Source organism: Streptomyces pyxinae, assembly GCF_024756275.1.
Taxonomy (GTDB): domain Bacteria; phylum Actinomycetota; class Actinomycetes; order Streptomycetales; family Streptomycetaceae; genus Streptomyces; species Streptomyces pyxinae.
Genome location: NZ_JANUGQ010000041.1, coordinates 25,668 through 43,113 on the forward strand (window position 1 = coordinate 25,668; position 17,446 = coordinate 43,113).

Here is a 17,446-nt window from a genome sequence, read left to right on the forward strand (position 1 = left end):
CCGCCGTTACACAACCGATGGACAGCCGTGCGTCCGCCGACGGCTGCCTCGGACAACGCCGTGACACGAGCTTTCTAACGTCTCCTACGTAGATCGGCGCAGTGCTGTTCACGGGGATGGAGGCGGTTCGGGATGTCGCACGGCGAGGTGCTCGGCTTCGAGGAGTACGTCCGCACTCGGCAGGACGCCCTGCTGCGCAGCGCCCGGCGCCTCGTGCCCGACCCGGTCGACGCCCAGGACCTGCTCCAGACCGCGCTGGCCCGGACGTACGGCCGCTGGGACGGCATCGCCGACAAGTCGCTGGCCGACGCCTACCTCCGCCGCGTCATGATCAACACCCGGACCGAGTGGTGGCGGGCGCGGAAGCTGGAGGAGGTGCCCACCGAGCAGCTGCCGGACGCCTGCGTCGACGACGCCACCGAGCAGCACGCCGACCGGGCCCTGCTGATGGACGTGCTCAAGGTGCTCGCCCCCAAGCAGCGCAGCGTCGTGGTGCTGCGGCACTGGGAGCAGATGAGCACCGAGGAGACCGCCGCCGCGCTCGGCATGTCGACCGGTACCGTGAAGTCCACGCTCCACCGGGCGCTGGCCCGGCTCCGCCAGGAACTGGAGAGCCGGGACATCGACGCCCACGCCCTGGAGCGCGGCGGCCGTGCGGGGCGTACGGCGGGACGCGGTACGGAACGGGAGCGGGAGCGGTGCGCGGCCTGAGCGGCAGAGGCGACGAGAGCGGCATCGGCGGGGTCCGGGCGGCGGGTGGTACGGCGGCGGCCGTCCTCGCCGCCCTCGGGCTGTTCGCGGCCGGCTGCTCCACCGGCGGCACCGGGCCGCGCGACGAGGGCGCGGCCCGGACGAGCGCCGGCAACCCGCAGGTCGCCCCGGCCCCCTCCACCAGCTCCGCACCGGTGCGGAAGGTGAACCCGGTACGGCTGATCCTGGGCGACCCGAAGGTCAGCGACCAGGTCAAGGAGGATCTCAAACCGTGCGCCGAGGACACCTTCCCGCTGGACACCTCCTACGGAAAGCTCACCGGCGGCAGTGAGCAGGACGTCGTGGTGAACGTGCTGACCTGCGGGGACGCCATCGGTGTCGGGACGTTCGTCTACCGCGCGCGGGACGGGGAGTACGAGAACGTGTTCTCCCTGGAGGAACCCGCCGTCTACGCCACGATCGACCGGGGCGAACTGGTCCTCACCAAGCAGGTGTACGGCTCCGACGACCCGGTCTCGTCCCCCTCCGGCGAGGACGTCATCACCTACCGCTGGGCGGACGGCAAGTTCTCCGAGCACGACCGGGTGCACAACGACTTCAACAAGTCCGTGGCGGACGACGACGGCACCGGCGTCGAGCCCCCCAGGCAGACCCCGGGTGACGGCTGAGCCGGGAGCCGGGGTCACGAGGCCCTTGTCCGGAGGCCGCGGCGGCGGAGCCACGGGCCGGATGGCCGGAAAGGCACAGGGCGGACGGACCGTACGGGCAGAGGGCCCCGGCGGGAGGGCAGCACCGGCCGGAAGACCGGTACCGGCGGCGCGCCCGGAGGCGCCGGTTGAGACCATCGATCACGGGGGCGCCGTGGTCCGGCCCCGGTGCCGGCCTCCGTGGCGGCGGCAGCCGGTACGGCCGGTGGCCGGGAACCGGGACCGGCAGCCGGGGCCGGAAACGACGGGCACGGCGGGCACGGCGACGAGCAGGGCGGGGCCGGAAGATCCGAGACCCCGGAAGGACCCGGGAAGAAGCCGGAGATCCCGGAAGAACCGGCGCAGCCGGAGAAGGCGGAGAAGTAGGAGATGGCCGAGACCCATGTCCTGTTCGTGGAGGACGACGACGTCATCCGGGAGGCCACCCAGCTGGCACTGGAACGGGACGGCTTCATGGTGACCGCGATGCCGGACGGGCTGTCCGGCCTGGAGGCGTTCCGCGAGCGGCGGCCGGACATCGCGCTGCTCGATGTGATGCTGCCCGGCATGGACGGCGTCAGCCTCTGCCGGCGCATCCGGGACGAGTCGACCGTGCCGGTGATCATGCTGTCCGCGCGGGCCGACTCGATCGACGTGGTGCTCGGCCTGGAGGCGGGCGCCGACGACTACGTCACCAAGCCGTTCGACGGGGCGGTGCTGATGGCCCGGATCCGCGCGGTGCTGCGCCGCTTCGGGCACGCGGGCATCCGGGGCGCCGGCGGCCCGGACGACGGCCGGGCGGACGAGGAGCCGCACGGGCCGCTCTCCTTCGGCAACCTGGAGGTGGACACCGAGGGGATGGAGGTCCGCCGGGACGGCGAGCCGGTCGCGCTGACTCCGACCGAGATGCGGCTGCTCCTGGAGTTCTCGTCGGCGCCGGGCACCGTGCTCTCCCGGGACAAGCTGCTGGAGCGGGTCTGGGAGTACGGCTGGGGCGGTGACACCCGGGTGGTGGACGTGCACGTCCAGCGGTTGCGCGCCAAGATCGGCCAGGACCGGATCGAGACGGTCCGCGGCTTCGGCTACAAGCTCAAGGCATGACCCGTATCGAACCGGTGGCGCGCTCCCGGTACCGCTTCCCCCGGAAGCCGCTGCGGGACCGGGACACCGGCCGGATAGCGCTGCGTACCGGGGTCCGCTGGAAGATCTCGCTCGCCATCGCGGCGGTGGGCGCGCTGATCGCCTTCGCGCTCAGCCTGGTGGTGCACAACGCCGCCCGGGTGTCGATGCTCGACAACGCGCGCGAGGTGCAGATGGAGCGGCTGCAGTTCGCCCAGCGGATGTACGAGTCGGTGAAGCCGCGCGAGCCGCGGTTCGGCACCAAGGTCAACGACCCGGCGCTGCCCGCGCAGCTGCACGCGCTGATGCGGGACAAGCGGCGCGGCACCTACGTCCAGGAGCACTCCTCCGGGGCGCCCGAGGTGTGGGCGGCGGTCCCGCTGGCCAACGGGGACGTGCTGTCGCTGCACACCCGGTTCGCCGATCGCAGTACGACCATCATGAAGGATCTGGACCAGGCGCTGATCGTCGGCTCGGTCTCGGTGGTCTTCGGCGGCTGTGCGCTGGGCGTGCTGATCGGCGGCCAGCTCTCCCGGCGGCTGCGGAAGGCGGCCGCCGCGGCCGGCCGGGTGGCGCAGGGCAACACCGAGGTCCGGGTCCGGGAGGCGATCGGCGGAGTCGTACGCGACGAGACGGACGAGCTGGCGCGGGCGGTGGACGCGCTGACCGACGCACTGGGCGAGCGGATCGAGGCCGAGCGCCGGGTCACCGCGGACATCGCGCACGAGCTGCGCACCCCGGTGACCGGGCTGCTCACCGCCGCCGAGCTGCTGCCGCCCGGCCGCCCCTCCGAGCTGGTACGGGACCGGGCGCAGGCGATGCGGACGCTGGTCGAGGACGTGCTGGAGGTGGCCCGGCTGGACGGCGCCTCGGAGCGGGCCGAGCTCCAGGAGATCCAGCTCGGCGAGTTCGTCGAGCGCCGGGTGCGGGTGCTGGACCCGGACGCGGTGGTGCGGATCGTCCATGACTCCTGGGTCAACACCGATCCGCGCCGGCTGGAACGGATCCTGGGCAATCTGCTGGCCAACGCCGCCAAGCACGGGCGCCCGGGGGTGGAGGTCACGGTGGAGGGCCGGGTGGTGCGGGTCCGCGACCACGGGCCCGGCTTCCCGGAGGCGCTGCTGCGGGAGGGCCCGAGCCGCTTCCGCACCGGCACCAGCGACCGGGCCGGGCAGGGCCACGGGCTGGGCCTCACCATCGCGGCGGGCCAGGCCCGGGTACTGGGCGCCCGGCTGACCTTCCGCAACGCCGCGCCCGAGGGCGGTACGCCGCTGGGCAACGGCGGAGCGGTCGCCGTCCTCTGGCTCCCCGACCACGCCCCCACGACGACGGGCACCTTCCCGGTGCTCCTGCTCCCGGACGCGCCCCGCTGAGCCCTGGGCGGGGGGGCAACCTGACGCCGGGGCGGCGACGTACCGGCGTACGGCGCTCCCCGGGCGGCACGATCCCGGAGGCGTACGGGCGTACGCCCGGCCCCTGATCGGCCGGGCGGCGCGGGCGGCGCGGGCCGGAGACGTACGGGGGTACGACCACCCCGCCGGGCGACCGGGCGCCGGGCCCGGAGACGTACGGGTGTACGGACGTACGGGCGTACGGACGCTCCCCAGGCGTACGGGCCGGAGGCGTACGGGCACACAGGCATACGGGTGCACCGGCACGCGGGCTCAGGCTCAGGCTCAGCGGCGTACGACGAGGGGCGGGGCCCGGTGAACGCACCGGGCCCCGCCCCTCCGCCGTACCGCGGGACCGGGTCAGACGCTCCCGGCCACCTTGGCGCCCGCGCCGGCCGTCGTGCCCGCGGCGTCCGCCCCGGCGTCCCGGCCGGTGCCGGCGGCCGGCTCCGGCTCCGGCTCCGGCTCCGGCTCCGGCTCCGGCTGGGGACCGGTGCCCTTCAGCGGGACCTCCTTGACGAAGAAGGCCGCCAGGAAGGCGAACACCGCCACCGCCGCACCGACCACGAAGGCCGCGTGCGTGCCGGAGGCCACGGCGTGCTGGTACGCCTCCCGGAGCACGGACGGCAGCTTGGCCAGGCTCGCCGCGTCCAGCTGGGCCGACTGGGCGGTGGCCGCCCCGCCGCCGCGCGCGGCCATCTCGTCCTGCACCTGGTTGTTGAAGAGCGCGCCCATGATGGCGACGCCGAAGGACGAGCCGAGCGTCCGGAAGAGCGTGGCCGAGGACGAGGCGACGCCCATGTCCTTCATCTCCACGCTGTTCTGCGCCACCAGCATGGTGATCTGCATCAGGAAGCCCATGCCGGCGCCCAGCACCGCCATGTAGAGACCCGAGGTGAGCCGGGTGGTGCCGGTGTCCATCTGGGCCAGCAGGAAGAGGCCGGCCGTCATCAGCGCGCCGCCGGCCACCGGGAAGACCTTGTACTTGCCGCTGTTGGTGGTCACCCGGCCGGCGATCATCGAGACGACCATCATCGACAGCAGCATCGGCAGCAGGAGCAGCCCCGAGTTGGTGGCGGAGGCACCCTGCACCGCCTGTTGGAAGAGCGGCAGGAACAGCACGGCGCCGAACATCACGAAGCCGGTCAGAAAGCCGATCACCGACATCAGCGTGAAGTTGCGGCTGCGGAAGATGTGCAGCGGCACGATCGGGTCGGCGGCCCGGGTCTCGGCGTACAGGAAACAGCCGAGCGCGACGACGCCGAGCGCGGAGAGGCCCAGGATGACGCCGGAGCCCCAGGCGTACTCGGTCCCGCCCCAGGTGGTGACGAGCACGATCGCGGTGATGCCGACGGTCAGCAGCGCGGCGCCGGCGTAGTCGATCCGGGCCCGTCCGGTCCGCTCCTTCTTCGGAAGGTGCAGCACGGCGGTGACCATGGCGAGCGCCACGGCGCCCAGCGGCAGGTTGATGTAGAAGGACCAGCGCCAGCCCCAGTTGTCGGTGATGTAGCCGCCGACCAGCGGGCCGCCGATCATGGCGAGCGCCATCACCCCGGCCATCATGCCCTGGTACTTGCCGCGGTCCCGGGGCGGGATGAGGTCACCGATGATCGCCATCACGCCGACCATCAGACCGCCCGCGCCCAGGCCCTGCACCGCCCGGAAGCCGATGAGCTGGCCCATGTCCTGGGCCATGCCGCTGAGCGCGGAGCCGAGCAGGAAGATGACGATCGAGGTGAGGAAGACACCCTTGCGCCCGTACAGGTCGCCGAGCTTGCCCCAGATCGGGGTGGAGGCGGCGGTGGCGAGGGTGTAGGCGGTGACCACCCAGGAGAGATGGGCCAGGCCGCCCAGCTCACCGACGATGGTCGGCATCGCCGTACCGATGATCATGTTGTCGAGCATCGCGAGCAGCATCGCGATCATCAGGGCGAGCAGGACCACCCGTACGCTGCGCGGCTCCCTTCCGGCTTTCGGTCCGGCATCCGTCATGGCCACCACTCCCCTGGTCCCCGTGCTGATCTGAATCCGGTCTTCGGCCGGCCTTGGCCTGGCCTTGGCTCCGGAACTTCCCTTACTTGCCGACCGGCAAGTTTAGGTAGGCTGAGGGAGACTAGGCCGCTCACTAGCCGGGCGTCAAGTAAGTATCGGAGAGGACCCACGACCATGGCCCGAGGCAACACCCGCCAGCGCATTCAGGACGTGGCCCTGGAACTCTTCGCGGAACAGGGATACGAGAAGACTTCGCTGCGCGAGATCGCGGAGCGGCTCGATGTCACCAAGGCGGCGCTCTACTACCACTTCAAGACCAAGGAAGACATCGTCATCAGCCTCTTCCAGGACATCGTCCGGCCGCTGGACGAGCTGATCGCCTGGGCGGCCGAGCAGCCCCGCACCCTGGAGACCAAGACCGAGATCCTGCGCCGCTACCACGACGCCCTGACCCGGGCCGCCCCGCTCTTCCGCTTCATGCACGAGAACCAGGCGACCGTCCGCGACCTGTCCATCGGTGTCGACTTCAAGGACCGGCTCGTCCGGCTGAGCGAGCTGGTCCAGGAGCCGGATCTGCCGATGGCCGACCGGGTCCGGTGCGTCAGCGCGCTGTTCACCATGCACGCCGGGATGTTCTTCCTCCAGCACGTCGACGGCGACCCCGAGGAGAAGCGGAAGGCCGCCCTCGAAGTCGCCGTCGATCTGATCACCCAGGCGCACACGGGGCACGCCTAGGGGATCTCGTTCGTTCGGTTGTCCACATCCCGGCGACCGGGACGGGTGGCCGTACCCCGTGGCCGGGGGCCGGGCGCGACGGGTGGCCGGGCCCTGCGGGACCGGGCGCGGCGGGTACGGGTCAGATGGTGACGCCGACGGTGCGCAGGTAGCTGACCGGGTTCAGCGCGGAGCCGTAGTTGGCGGTCGTCCGGACCTCGAAGTGCAGGTGCGGGCCGGAGGAGTTGCCGGTGTTGCCGGACTTGGCGATGAGCTGGCCGGTCTTCACCTGCTGGCCGATGCGCACATTGATCTGCGACAGGTGGGCGTACTGCGAGTACTTGCCGTTGGCGTGCTTCACCACGATGGCGTTGCCGTACGCCGGGCCGTCGCCGCCGCCGTTGGGGCCGGCCTTGACGACGGTGCCGTTGAAGGCGGCCTTCACCGGGGTGCCGACCGGGACGGCGAAGTCCTGGCCCGAGTGCTTGTGGGCCCACATGGCGCCGCCCTGGTTGAAGCTGGCGGACAGGGTGTAACCGGTGACCGGCTTGACCCAGGAGACGGACTTCTTGGCGGCGGCCTTCTTCGCGGCGGCGGCCTGGGCGGCCTTGGCCTGCTCGGCCACCTTGGCGGCGACCTCGGCCTGGGCGGCGACGGCAGCGGCGGGGTTGGCGGCGGGCGCCTGTCCCTCGGCGGCGAAGGCGGCACCGCCGCCGAACACCACCGAGGCTCCCAGGCCGGCGGCGGCAAGAGCGACGGCGGCGTTACGTGCGGGATGCTGGACGCGCTTCGACATACGGGGGAGACCTCCGGAAAGAGCGGGACCCGACGCGAGCGGTGCGCCGGGCGGTCGTGCTCATCCTTGGTAACCCGTGCTCCCATCCCGCCTCAAACCCCCCATCTACGACATCTCGTCGTAGCGGAGCCGGTGTGACGGAGACTCTTGACGGCTCGGGCAGGGCCATACCAGCCGCCCGAAATATCCCCTGAAAGCAAGGTTTAGGGACCGGATCCCACCCATGACCAGGCGTGGCAGGCCGCTCCTGGGCCGCCGACGCCACCGGCGCCACCGGATCCGCCGGCCGGACCGCCCCGACGCCCGCCGCCGGGCCCGGACGCCGCACTATCCCGCCTAGTACCCCTCCGGACGCCTGTGCCGCTTGTCACGGCGCCGCCCTCCGGAACGGACGCCGATTGTGGCCCGGGCCACCCCCCGACGGGCCTTATCGCCCCCGTCCCGGCCCTCCCACACCCCCTCCGTCCCCGCCCCCTGACCACGCCGAGCCCGCCCTTCGGTACGACCGGTGACCACGGGGGCCCCCGCCCGGGGCGCGGGAAGGCGCCCCGGCAAACGGGGCCGCGTGGAGCCCGGACACTCCGGGTCCCCGTAATCGCCCGGGGTCCCGGCTCGGGGCCCCGCGCCCGGTCGTCCCGTACCGTCCGTCCCCCGGGCCGCCGCCCGTTCGGCGCGCCCGGCTCTCCCGCGCACCGCTGCCCCCGCCTCCTGGGCCGGGCCGGGCCCGGGCCCGGCCCCCGGCAGTGCGGCGCCCGGCCCGGGGCCGGGGCCTCCCGCGTCCCCCGCGTCCCCTCGGTCCCAGGAGGCGGAACGGCGCGCTCCCGGGTGCCGGAACGCCGGGTCGTGCCTCCTTCCCAGCCCCCGTCACCGCCGCCATCCTGCCCCCATGAAGAGACAGCGACGCACGAGCGCAGGTCCGACACTCCCGGTCACCGCCCGGGGCGTCTCCCCCCGCCGGGCCGCCCCCGGGGCGGTGCTCGGGCTGGTTCTGGGCCTGATCGCCCTGGTCGCCCTCGGCGGCGCCGCGCCCGCCGGGGCCGGGCCCGCCGACGGCGGGCTGAAGGGCGCCATCGACGCCATCCTCGCCGACCCCCGGCTGGACGGCGGGGCGGCCGGAGTGGTGATCGCGGACGCCACCACCGGCGAGACCCTCTACCAGCACGACGGCGGCGACCGGCTGATGCCCGCCTCCAACACCAAGCTCGTCACCTCGGCCGCCGCCATGGCGCTGCTCGGGCCGGACCACCGGTTCCGCACCGAGGTGCTGGCCGTCGGCGCGCGGCGGGGCTCCACCCTCCGCGGCGACCTCTATCTGCGCGGCGGCGGGGACCCCACCCTGCTGGCCCGGGACTACGCCGGGCTGGCCGAGCAGGTGGCGGCGGCCGGGATCACCCGGGTGACCGGGCGGCTGGTGGCCGACGACACCCGCTTCGACGACCGGCGGCTCGGCCGCTCCTGGGCCGCCGACGACGAGTCCGCGTACTACGAGGCGCCCATCTCCGCGCTCACCCTCGCCCCGGACACCGACTACGACGCCGGCACCGTCGTCGTGGAGACCGCCCCCGGGCCCCGCGAGGGCAGCCGCCCCCGGGTCACCCTCACCCCGGCCAACCACCGGGTACGCGTCGAGAACCTGGCCCGCACCCTCCCGGCCGGGCGGCCGGCGACCCTGGCGGTCGAGCGCCGGCACGGCTCCGACACCCTCGTCGTCACCGGCGGCCTTCCGCTCGGTGCCGCCCCCGGCAAGGAGTGGATCGCCGTCCAGGACCCGACCGGCTACGCCACCTCCGTCTTCGCCGGCGCCCTCGCCGCCCGGGGCATACGGGTCGTCGGCCCGGTCCGCCTCGGCGTCCGCACCCCGGCCGGCGCCACCGCCGTCGCCGCGCACGACTCCATGCCGCTGCGCGAACTGCTGCGCCCCTTCATGAAGCTGTCCAACAACATGCACGCCGAGGCGCTGACCAAGGCCATGGGCGTCCGCACCGCCGACCGGGGCGACTGGTCCGCCGGGCTCGCCGCCGTCGGCGGCTACCTCCGCACCGAGGGCGTGGACACCGGCGCCCTCCGCCAGGTGGACGGCTCGGGCCTCTCCCGGATGAACGTCTTCCCCGCCGGTCAGCTCGCCCGGCTGCTGCTCGCCGTCCAGGACGCCCCCTGGTTCACCGACTGGTACGCCGCCCTGCCGGTGGCCTGCGCCCAGGACCGGATGGTCGGCGGCACCCTGCGCTCCCGGATGTGCGCCACCCCGGCGGCGCTCAACGCCCATGCCAAGACCGGCTCGCTGACCGGGGCCTCGGCGCTCTCCGGCTATGTCACCGACGCCAAGGGCCGCCGGCTGGTCTTCAGCGTCGTCCTCAACAACTTCCTCGCCGACTCGGTGAAGGGCGTGGAGGACGCCGTCGTGGTCACCCTGGCCTCCTCCGACACGGCCGGCGGCACCATCGCCACCGTCCGCCCGCCCCGCACCCGGAGCGCGGAGCCGGCCGCCGGCGGCCTGGAGTGCTCCTGGCACAAACCGGCCCCCTGCTGATCCCGCCCCGCCCGCGGGCCCGGAGGCCTGGCACACGGGACCCGGGGACCGGCCCCCCGGGCACGGCAAAGGGCCGGCCCCGGTCCGTACATCTGCTGTACGAACCGGGGCCGGCCCTTCGGTCACGCGCCCCGCGCCGGGTCCGGCGGACCCGGCACCGGTGTCCGGCCTCAGCCCTTGGACAGGTCCGGGCCCGAGCCGCCGGCGGCGGACTCGATCGGCGGGACGTCCGGCAGCGCCGTCTTCTCCTCGCCGCGGAAGGTGAACTTCTTCTCCTCACCCTCGCCCTCGGTGTCCACGACCACGATGTGACCGGGGCGCAGCTCACCGAAGAGGATCTTCTCGGAGAGGATGTCCTCGATCTCGCGCTGGATCGTGCGGCGCAGCGGGCGGGCGCCCAGGACCGGGTCGTAGCCGCGCTTGGCCAGCAGGATCTTGGCGTCACCGCTGAGCTCGATGCCCATGTCGCGGTCCTTCAGACGCTCGTCCACCTTGGCGATCATCAGATCGACGATCTGGATGATGTCTTCCTGGCTGAGCTGGTGGAAGACGACGGTGTCGTCGACACGGTTGAGGAACTCGGGCCGGAAGTGCTGCTTGAGCTCCTCGTTGACCTTCGCCTTCATCCGGTCGTATCCGGTCTTGACGTCACCCTGCGCCGCGAAGCCCAGGTTGAAGCCCTTCGAGATGTCCCGGGTGCCGAGGTTGGTCGTCATGATGATGACCGTGTTCTTGAAGTCCACGACCCGGCCCTGGGAGTCGGTCAGCCGACCGTCCTCCAGGATCTGGAGCAGGGAATTGAAGATATCCGGGTGGGCCTTCTCGACCTCGTCGAAGAGGACGACGGAGAACGGCTTCCGGCGGACCTTCTCGGTGAGCTGGCCGCCCTCCTCGTAACCCACGTATCCGGGCGGGGAACCGAAGAGACGGGAAACCGTGTGCTTCTCGCTGAACTCCGACATGTCGAGGGAGATCATCGCGTCCTCGTCGCCGAAGAGGAATTCCGCCAGCGTCTTGGACAGCTCGGTCTTACCGACACCGGACGGGCCGGCGAAGATGAACGAGCCACCCGGGCGCTTCGGGTCCTTCAGACCCGCACGGGTACGGCGGATCGCCTGCGACAGGGCCTTGATGGCGTCCTTCTGGCCGATGACGCGCTTGTGGAGCTCGTCCTCCATGCGCAGCAGCCGGGAGGACTCCTCCTCGGTGAGCTTGAAGACCGGGATGCCGGTGGCGGTCGCCAGGACCTCGGCGATCAGCTCGCCGTCGACCTCGGCGACGACGTCCATGTCGCCGGCCTTCCACTCCTTCTCCCGCTTGGCCTTCGCCGCCAGCAGCTGCTTCTCCTTGTCGCGGAGGGAAGCCGCCTTCTCGAAGTCCTGGGAGTCGATGGCCGACTCCTTGTCGCGGCGGACGCCCGCGATCTTCTCGTCGAACTCGCGGAGGTCCGGCGGCGCGGTCATCCGGCGGATGCGCATCCGGGAACCGGCCTCGTCGATCAGGTCGATCGCCTTGTCCGGCAGGAAGCGGTCCGAGATGTACCGGTCGGCCAGGGTGGCGGCCTGGACCAGCGCCTCGTCCGTGATGGAGACCCGGTGGTGGGCCTCGTAACGGTCCCGCAGACCCTTGAGGATCTCGATGGTGTGCGGCAGCGACGGCTCCGCGACCTGGATGGGCTGGAAGCGGCGCTCCAGCGCGGCGTCCTTCTCCAGGTACTTGCGGTACTCGTCCAGCGTGGTGGCGCCGATGGTCTGGAGCTCACCGCGGGCGAGCATCGGCTTCAGGATGGAGGCGGCGTCGATCGCGCCCTCGGCGGCGCCCGCACCCACCAGGGTGTGGAGCTCGTCGATGAACAGGATGATGTCGCCGCGGGTGCGGATCTCCTTGAGCACCTTCTTCAGGCGCTCCTCGAAGTCACCGCGGTACCGGGAGCCGGCGACCAGCGCGCCCAGGTCCAGGGTGTAGAGGTGCTTGTCCTTGAGGGTCTCGGGCACCTCGCCCTTGACGATGGCCTGCGCCAGGCCCTCGACGACCGCCGTCTTGCCGACGCCGGGCTCGCCGATGAGGACCGGGTTGTTCTTGGTCCGGCGGGACAGCACCTGCATGACCCGCTCGATCTCCTTCTCGCGCCCGATGACCGGGTCGAGCTTGGATTCGCGGGCGGCCTGGGTGAGGTTCCGGCCGAACTGGTCGAGGACCAGGGAGGTCGAGGGGGTGCCCTCGGCGGGACCGCCGGCGGTGGCGGCCTCCTTGCCCTGGTATCCGGAGAGCAGCTGGATGACCTGCTGCCGCACCCGGTTGAGATCGGCGCCCAGCTTCACGAGCACCTGGGCGGCGACGCCCTCGCCCTCGCGGATCAGGCCGAGCAGGATGTGCTCGGTGCCGATGTAGTTGTGGCCGAGCTGGAGGGCCTCGCGGAGCGACAGCTCCAGGACCTTCTTGGCACGGGGCGTGAAGGGGATGTGACCGGACGGGGCCTGCTGACCCTGGCCGATGATCTCCTCCACCTGCTGGCGGACCGCCTCGAGCGAAATCCCGAGGCTCTCCAGGGCCTTAGCGGCGACACCCTCACCCTCGTGGATAAGGCCCAGGAGGATGTGCTCGGTGCCGATGTAGTTGTGGTTGAGCATCCGGGCTTCTTCCTGAGCCAGGACGACAACCCGCCGCGCGCGGTCGGTGAACCTCTCGAACATCGTTAATCGCTCCTCAGAGCGGTCAGGCAGTAAGGGGTCGGTCCCCTCCCTGTCCTTCCGCAGCTTAGTCCCGCAAGCGGGGACCGCTCATTCCAACTGCCGACACCCGTCGCTGGCCTCCTGACCCCGAACGCCGACACCTGCTCCAACCCGATGGTGCGAGACGATGTTCCCGCAGGCCAGGCAGTCAGCCGCACCGGCACTACGCCGATGGCGAACGTGAGACGCCCCGGGCCCGCGTGTCGCCCCCTCTCACCTAGGCATGTCCTACCCGTACGCAGGGACGGTCCATGCCGGGTACCCCCCTCCCCTCCGCTACGGGCGAACAGCCTTGCGCTCCGCAGCATCCCGGACGCCCGCGCTCCGGGCACGGAAGGGAGCCGGGCCGGAACGTTGCGTAACCGGGGGCGGCCCCGGGGCGTTGCCGGAGGTATGCCCCGCACTGTCCCGTCGCCCCGCCTGCCGCCCGACGGCGGGGTCGCCCGGTGGTACGAGCACGAGCTCGGCTGGGCCACCGTGCCGGCCGCCGCCGTACGGGCCGGCGGGCCCGGCCGCTCCGGGGCACCCCCGGTGGCGCTGCGCACCGGGCTGCGCTTCGACGTGCTGGAGCTGCCCGCCCCGGCCGGGGAGGCCGTGCTGCGGCGGATGCCCGGCGACTGGCCGGTCGCGCTGGCGGGCCGGCGGATGCGGCTCTGGGTGGCCGCCGGGGGCGCCGACGAGCTGCCGGGGCTGCTCGACTGGCTGGAGTGGGGCGGTATCGCCCTGGACCTCGTCGCGCTGGGCGCCGGCGGCCGGACGGCCGCTCCGGTGCCGCCGGGCTGGGCCGCCTCCCGGGCGCCCGGGGCCCCCGTCTGGCTGCGGCCCCCGGTACCCGGGCGTGAGGTGGAACCGGCGCTCCCCGCGCCGATGACCCTGACCGGACCGGCCGGCGGACCGGCGGGAGCGGCCCCGGGGGGCGGTACGGTCGCCCCCTGCCTGGCGCGACTGGTGGACACGGCGGCATCGGAATGCCACCGGATCCGGCTGCTCGGCGCGCGCGGCAATCAGCGGTTGGCGTCCTCGTAAGCCTGCTTGATATCGGCGGGCACCCGGCCGCGGTCGTTCACATTGAGGCCCTGCTCCTTGGCCCAGGCGCGAATCTTCGCGGTGTCGGGGCTGCTGCCCGAGGAAGCGCGGGTCTTGCCGCCACGCGTACCCGCAGAACGGCCACCGGTGCGCCGGCCGCCCTTGGTGTACGGCTCCAGGAGACCGCGGAGCTTGTCCGCGTTGGCGGTGGTGAGATCGATCTCGTAGCTCTTGCCGTCCAGAGCGAACGTCACTGTCTCATCGGCCTCGCCACCGTCGAGGTCGTCGACAAGAAGGACCTGAACCTTCTGCGCCACCGGATTTCCTTTCATCGAAAATGCAGTACGCGGAAAGGAAACCGCTTTTCTCCGGAAAACACAAACCCCTGAGGGAGGTTCGGAACCCGGGGAACGCGGGAAACATACGCGATTCGGACATAGGGATCGCCCGTACCGCCTGCGGGAACCCTACTTCCCGCGCGCACCCGGCGTACGCACCGATCCGGGCACCGGTTCTCAAGGATCCGCGAAGGGATCCGCGAAGGGGTCCTTGAAGACCGGGAGAAGGCACCGGGAGAAGGCACTGCGAGAAGGCGCCGCGAGAAGGGATCGCGGGAGGTCCGGCGGATCCCGGAGGTCCGGCGGACGTGGAGCCGCGCGGAACCGGACCGGTGAATCATCCCCGGCGAGAACGCACCACCGGAACACCCGTGCGGAACACACCGGCGGAACACCTGCGGCTCATCACACGCCCACTCCGGACCCACTTACGGGCCGCTTACCCGGCTTCCCCGGCGCGCGTCGCGGAGGCACATCACACAGGCACATCACAGCCGCAGAAGCATCCGGCTGTTGCCCAAGGTGTTCGGCTTCACTCGTTCGAGGCCCAGGAACTCGGCGACCCCCTCGTCATAGGAACGCAGCAGCTCACTGTAGACATCTCCGTCGACCGGCGTCTCACCGATCTCGGTGAAGCCGTACTTCGTGAAGAAGTCGACTTCGAAGGTCAGGCAGAATACCCGGCGCACCCCGAGCCAGCGGGCGGTGTGCAGCAACTTGTCCAGTACGCGATGGCCGATGCCCGCGCCCCGGACGGCCGGGTCCACCGCCAGCGTGCGGACTTCGGCGAGGTCTTCCCACATCACATGCAGGGCGCCGCATCCCACGACCGTGGCGTCGGTGTCGCGTTCCGCCACCCAGAACTCCTGGATGTCCTCGTAAAGGGTGACCGTCGCTTTGTCGAGCAGGATGCCTTCGGCCACGTACGGATCGACGAGCCGGCGGATCGCCGCCACATCACCGGTACGGGCCCGCCGGACGGTCACGGCATTCGCCGCGGCGAGGGCTTCGGGTGAGGGGGGCGGAAGCGCGGATGTCGGCATGACAGGACGTTATCGCCCCGCCGCGGTCCCGTCGCCGGCCCCCTCGGCGGACTCCCCGCCGGATTGCGGCGGCGGTTCTTCCCGTTCCCCCGGCTCTTCGGGTTCTCCCGGTCCTTCCGGTTCTTCCGGCGCGCGCCGGAGCGGTTCCCCGGGTTCCGGGAGGACGTCGCCCTGGACGATCCGGACCGCGGCGCCGAGGGCCTCCCGCTGCTCGGCCGACATCATGCCGAAGAAGGCGACAAGAGCCGCGGCCGGGTTGTCGCTCTTCGACCAGGCCTCGTTCATCAGTGCGGCCGAGTAGGCGGCCCGTGTGGAGACGGCGGTATATCGATAGGCGCGCCCGGAGACTTCCCTGCGCACCCAGCCCTTCTGATGGAGGTTGTCCATCACCGTCATGACCGTGGTGTAGGCGATCGACCGTTCCCGCTGGAGATCCTCCAGGACTTCTCGAACGGTCACGGGGCGGTTCCATTGCCAGACGCGCGTCATCACGGCGTCTTCGAGCTCTCCCAATTGACGGGGCACATCGCCACCATAAGGGGAGAAGAGGGAATGACTAGCTATTGACGTAACAAAAAGGACGTACGACTGGAAGAAGCCGTACGCCCTCTCCCCGCCGGCCGGACGGGGCGGTCCACCCCCGGGGCCGGCCGGGCGGGACGCCCCCGCGACCGGTGGGGCCGGGCGTCCGCCGTCAGACCTGCCGGGCGGGGGTCCCGTCGGCCTGGCGAGCGGACTCGGCGCGGGCCAGGGCCGCGTCCACGGCCGCGTCCTCCTTGGCCTTGTTCGGTCCGCCCTGGCTCTTGATGATCGTCACGACGAGGCCGATGAAGAAGGCGGCCATCACCACGGGGGGAGTGAGCGCGGCTACGTATTCCATGCCGTCCAGAGTAGCCAGACCGGGCCGGGACGGACCGCCGGGTCCGGGCTTCAGCCCGCCCGGCGCTCCCCGGGCGGCGGGGGCGGAGCGGGGCGGCGGGGCGGGAAGACCTCGGTCGGCTTGGGCACCGGGCGCTCGGCGGGCCGCGGGGAGGAGGGCGGCGCCGGCGGCGCGGGACGGGGCCGGCGCCGCTCGTCCCCCGGGTCGCCCGGCTCGCCGGAGCTCTTCGACCCCCTGGCCCCGCCGCCGGCCAGGGCCAGCAGCCGGGAGCGCGGAGCGGGCGGGGTGCGGCGGCCGGAGAGCCGGGCCCGCAGCGACCGCTCGGCCAGCACCTGGCACTGTTCGAGCAGCGCCGCACCGGCCGGCCGGCCCCGCAGGGTGCGCAGCGCGGCCAGATCCTCGGCCCCCGGGACATGACCGGCGGCCAGGGCGTCCTGGAGCAGCTCCAGATAGCCGGTGGCCGCACCGGGCAGCGCGTCCCGGTAGCGGGCCAGGTCCGCGAGGAGGAACGCGCGCAGCCGGCCGGCCTCGCGGGTCGCCTCGTCCACCGAGTCCGCGAGCCGCAGACAGCCCCGGACGTCCTCGTCGTCGAGCGGTTGCGGGTACAGGGCATGCGCGAGGGCCCGGCGCAGCACACTCAACTCGTCTGCGCTGAACGCCAGGCCGCCGCGGGATCCGTAGGGCGTGGGCATGGCCCGACGATACGGCCCAAGCGGACAAAATATGCCCAATAGTGATCCCCTGGGCGCGCCGAAACCGCCCGGCGTCGGAGAAGCACGAACGCCGGGCGGGGCTGGGGACGGGGCGTGGGAGAGGCGTCAGCCCACGCGGCCGACGTGCTCCACCGTGATGACGACGGGCTTGTTCCGCTTGATGACGTAGACGACCCGGTACCGACCGATGTGGATGCGGAAGCGGTCGGGTCCCCAGGGGCGCGCTCCGGCCGGCCGGGGATCGCGTAAGAGCAGTGCGACGCTGTCGAAGACCTGGTCCGCGCCGCCCGGGTCGTCCTTGGCGAAGCCGGCCAGTGCCGCGCGTGCCGCCGGGACCCAGGTGACCCCGCTCATGAGCCCGCCCGGCCCTTCACCCAGGCACGCATCTCCTCGACCGTCATCTCCACCGAGTTGTCGATGCCGCGCAGCTTGTCCAGCTCGATGGCGGTGAGAGCGAGGCCGGTCTCCAGCACATCCAGTACGGCCGGGGAGACCAGCACACCAAGGGTCTTGCCGTCCTCGTCGGTGAGGGACAGCTTCTGGGCGCCGCGAACGAACTCCGCCGCCTTGCCCGGTTCCAGAGCCGGGCTCGCGCCCAGCTCCTCCATCCGGTCGAACTCCTCCTGCGCCTGGGACACATAGCGGGCCATCGCCCGGAGCTGTGGCCCGGCCCCCGCCAGCGGGACGGTGTCGATCGGGCCCTGGCGCTCGTAACCTTCGATCTCTGCGGGATCCATGCACCCCACCGTCGCAGAGCGCGACACTGACCGGCAGA

Annotated in this window: 17 protein-coding genes; 7 read left to right on the forward strand and 10 right to left on the reverse strand. The window is 72.2% G+C overall.

Translation table 11 applies throughout. The features are described 5' to 3' along the window. Positions 1-132: 132 nt before the first annotated feature. From NX801_RS29400 to cseC, 4 genes are all read left to right on the forward strand, one after another. Positions 133-711, forward strand: coding sequence for a SigE family RNA polymerase sigma factor (locus NX801_RS29400; protein WP_258791004.1), 579 nt, complete (start codon positions 133-135; stop codon positions 709-711). After that, positions 699-1,379, forward strand: a complete 681-nt coding sequence (locus NX801_RS29405) for a hypothetical protein (protein WP_258791005.1) — start codon at positions 699-701, stop codon at positions 1,377-1,379. The genes NX801_RS29400 and NX801_RS29405 overlap by 13 nt, the downstream gene beginning before the upstream one ends. A gap of 408 nt (positions 1,380-1,787) precedes the next feature. Then, entirely contained in the window at positions 1,788-2,498 is a 711-nt protein-coding gene (gene cseB / locus NX801_RS29410; RefSeq protein WP_258791006.1) for a two-component system response regulator CseB, read from the forward strand. Beyond that, positions 2,495-3,889 (forward strand): two-component system sensor histidine kinase CseC, encoded by a 1,395-nt coding sequence (gene cseC / locus NX801_RS29415; RefSeq protein WP_258791007.1) that lies wholly within the window; start codon positions 2,495-2,497, stop codon positions 3,887-3,889. Before cseB ends, cseC begins: the two co-directional genes overlap by 4 nt. A gap of 378 nt (positions 3,890-4,267) precedes the next feature. Here cseC and NX801_RS29420 read toward each other — a convergent pair whose 3' ends face one another. Then, entirely contained in the window at positions 4,268-5,899 is a 1,632-nt protein-coding gene (locus tag NX801_RS29420) for an MDR family MFS transporter (protein WP_258791008.1), read from the reverse strand. A 174-nt stretch (positions 5,900-6,073) separates the two neighbouring features. Between NX801_RS29420 and NX801_RS29425 the strand changes: the two genes are divergently transcribed. Beyond that, positions 6,074-6,634 (forward strand): TetR/AcrR family transcriptional regulator, encoded by a 561-nt coding sequence (locus NX801_RS29425; RefSeq protein ID WP_258791009.1) that lies wholly within the window; start codon positions 6,074-6,076, stop codon positions 6,632-6,634. Between the two features lie 121 nt (positions 6,635-6,755). Here the strand turns inward: NX801_RS29425 and NX801_RS29430 are convergent, their stop codons facing one another. Beyond that, positions 6,756-7,409, reverse strand: a complete 654-nt coding sequence (locus NX801_RS29430) for a M23 family metallopeptidase (RefSeq protein WP_258791010.1) — start codon at positions 7,407-7,409, stop codon at positions 6,756-6,758. An 886-nt stretch (positions 7,410-8,295) separates the two neighbouring features. Here NX801_RS29430 and dacB point away from each other — a divergent pair. Then, positions 8,296-9,939 carry a D-alanyl-D-alanine carboxypeptidase/D-alanyl-D-alanine endopeptidase gene (gene dacB, locus NX801_RS29435; RefSeq protein ID WP_258791011.1) on the forward strand — a complete coding sequence of 548 codons (1,644 nt, stop codon included), beginning with the start codon at positions 8,296-8,298 and terminating at the stop codon, positions 9,937-9,939. Between the two features lie 170 nt (positions 9,940-10,109). Here the strand turns inward: dacB and NX801_RS29440 are convergent, their stop codons facing one another. Next, positions 10,110-12,632, reverse strand: coding sequence for an ATP-dependent Clp protease ATP-binding subunit (locus NX801_RS29440; protein WP_258791012.1), 2,523 nt, complete (start codon positions 12,630-12,632; stop codon positions 10,110-10,112). A 432-nt stretch (positions 12,633-13,064) separates the two neighbouring features. On the opposite strand from NX801_RS29440, the gene NX801_RS29445 reads away from it, so the two are divergent. Then, positions 13,065-13,697, forward strand: a complete 633-nt coding sequence (locus NX801_RS29445) for an SCO3374 family protein (RefSeq protein ID WP_258791013.1) — start codon at positions 13,065-13,067, stop codon at positions 13,695-13,697. Here NX801_RS29445 and NX801_RS29450 read toward each other — a convergent pair. The 7 genes from NX801_RS29450 to NX801_RS29480 all read right to left on the reverse strand — a co-directional run bounded on the left by NX801_RS29450 (position 13,676) and on the right by NX801_RS29480 (position 17,408). Then, the gene (locus NX801_RS29450; RefSeq protein WP_258791014.1) at positions 13,676-14,014 is read right to left on the reverse strand and encodes a histone-like nucleoid-structuring protein Lsr2; all 339 of its coding nucleotides are present in this window, start codon (positions 14,012-14,014) and stop codon (positions 13,676-13,678) included. The two genes, NX801_RS29445 and NX801_RS29450, sit on opposite strands and share 22 nt — an antisense overlap. Positions 14,015-14,523: 509 nt before the next feature. After that, complete coding sequence (locus NX801_RS29455) at positions 14,524-15,078, reverse strand: amino-acid N-acetyltransferase (RefSeq protein ID WP_258791015.1); 555 nt, start codon at positions 15,076-15,078, stop codon at positions 14,524-14,526. A 9-nt stretch (positions 15,079-15,087) separates the two neighbouring features. Further along, a complete protein-coding gene (locus tag NX801_RS29460) occupies positions 15,088-15,603 on the reverse strand; it encodes a BlaI/MecI/CopY family transcriptional regulator (protein ID WP_258791016.1) in 516 nt (171 codons plus the stop codon). A gap of 169 nt (positions 15,604-15,772) precedes the next feature. Further along, positions 15,773-15,958, reverse strand: a complete 186-nt coding sequence (locus tag NX801_RS29465) for a hypothetical protein (protein ID WP_258791017.1) — start codon at positions 15,956-15,958, stop codon at positions 15,773-15,775. A 50-nt stretch (positions 15,959-16,008) separates the two neighbouring features. Next, positions 16,009-16,620: a hypothetical protein gene (locus NX801_RS29470; RefSeq protein WP_258791023.1), complete on the reverse strand. Its 612-nt coding sequence runs from the start codon at positions 16,618-16,620 to the stop codon at positions 16,009-16,011. A 156-nt stretch (positions 16,621-16,776) separates the two neighbouring features. Further along, the gene (locus NX801_RS29475) at positions 16,777-17,025 is read right to left on the reverse strand and encodes a type II toxin-antitoxin system RelE family toxin (protein WP_258791018.1); all 249 of its coding nucleotides are present in this window, start codon (positions 17,023-17,025) and stop codon (positions 16,777-16,779) included. Next, a complete protein-coding gene (locus NX801_RS29480; RefSeq protein ID WP_258791019.1) occupies positions 17,022-17,408 on the reverse strand; it encodes a hypothetical protein in 387 nt (128 codons plus the stop codon). Before NX801_RS29480 ends, NX801_RS29475 begins: the two co-directional genes overlap by 4 nt. Positions 17,409-17,446: the final 38 nt, after the last annotated feature.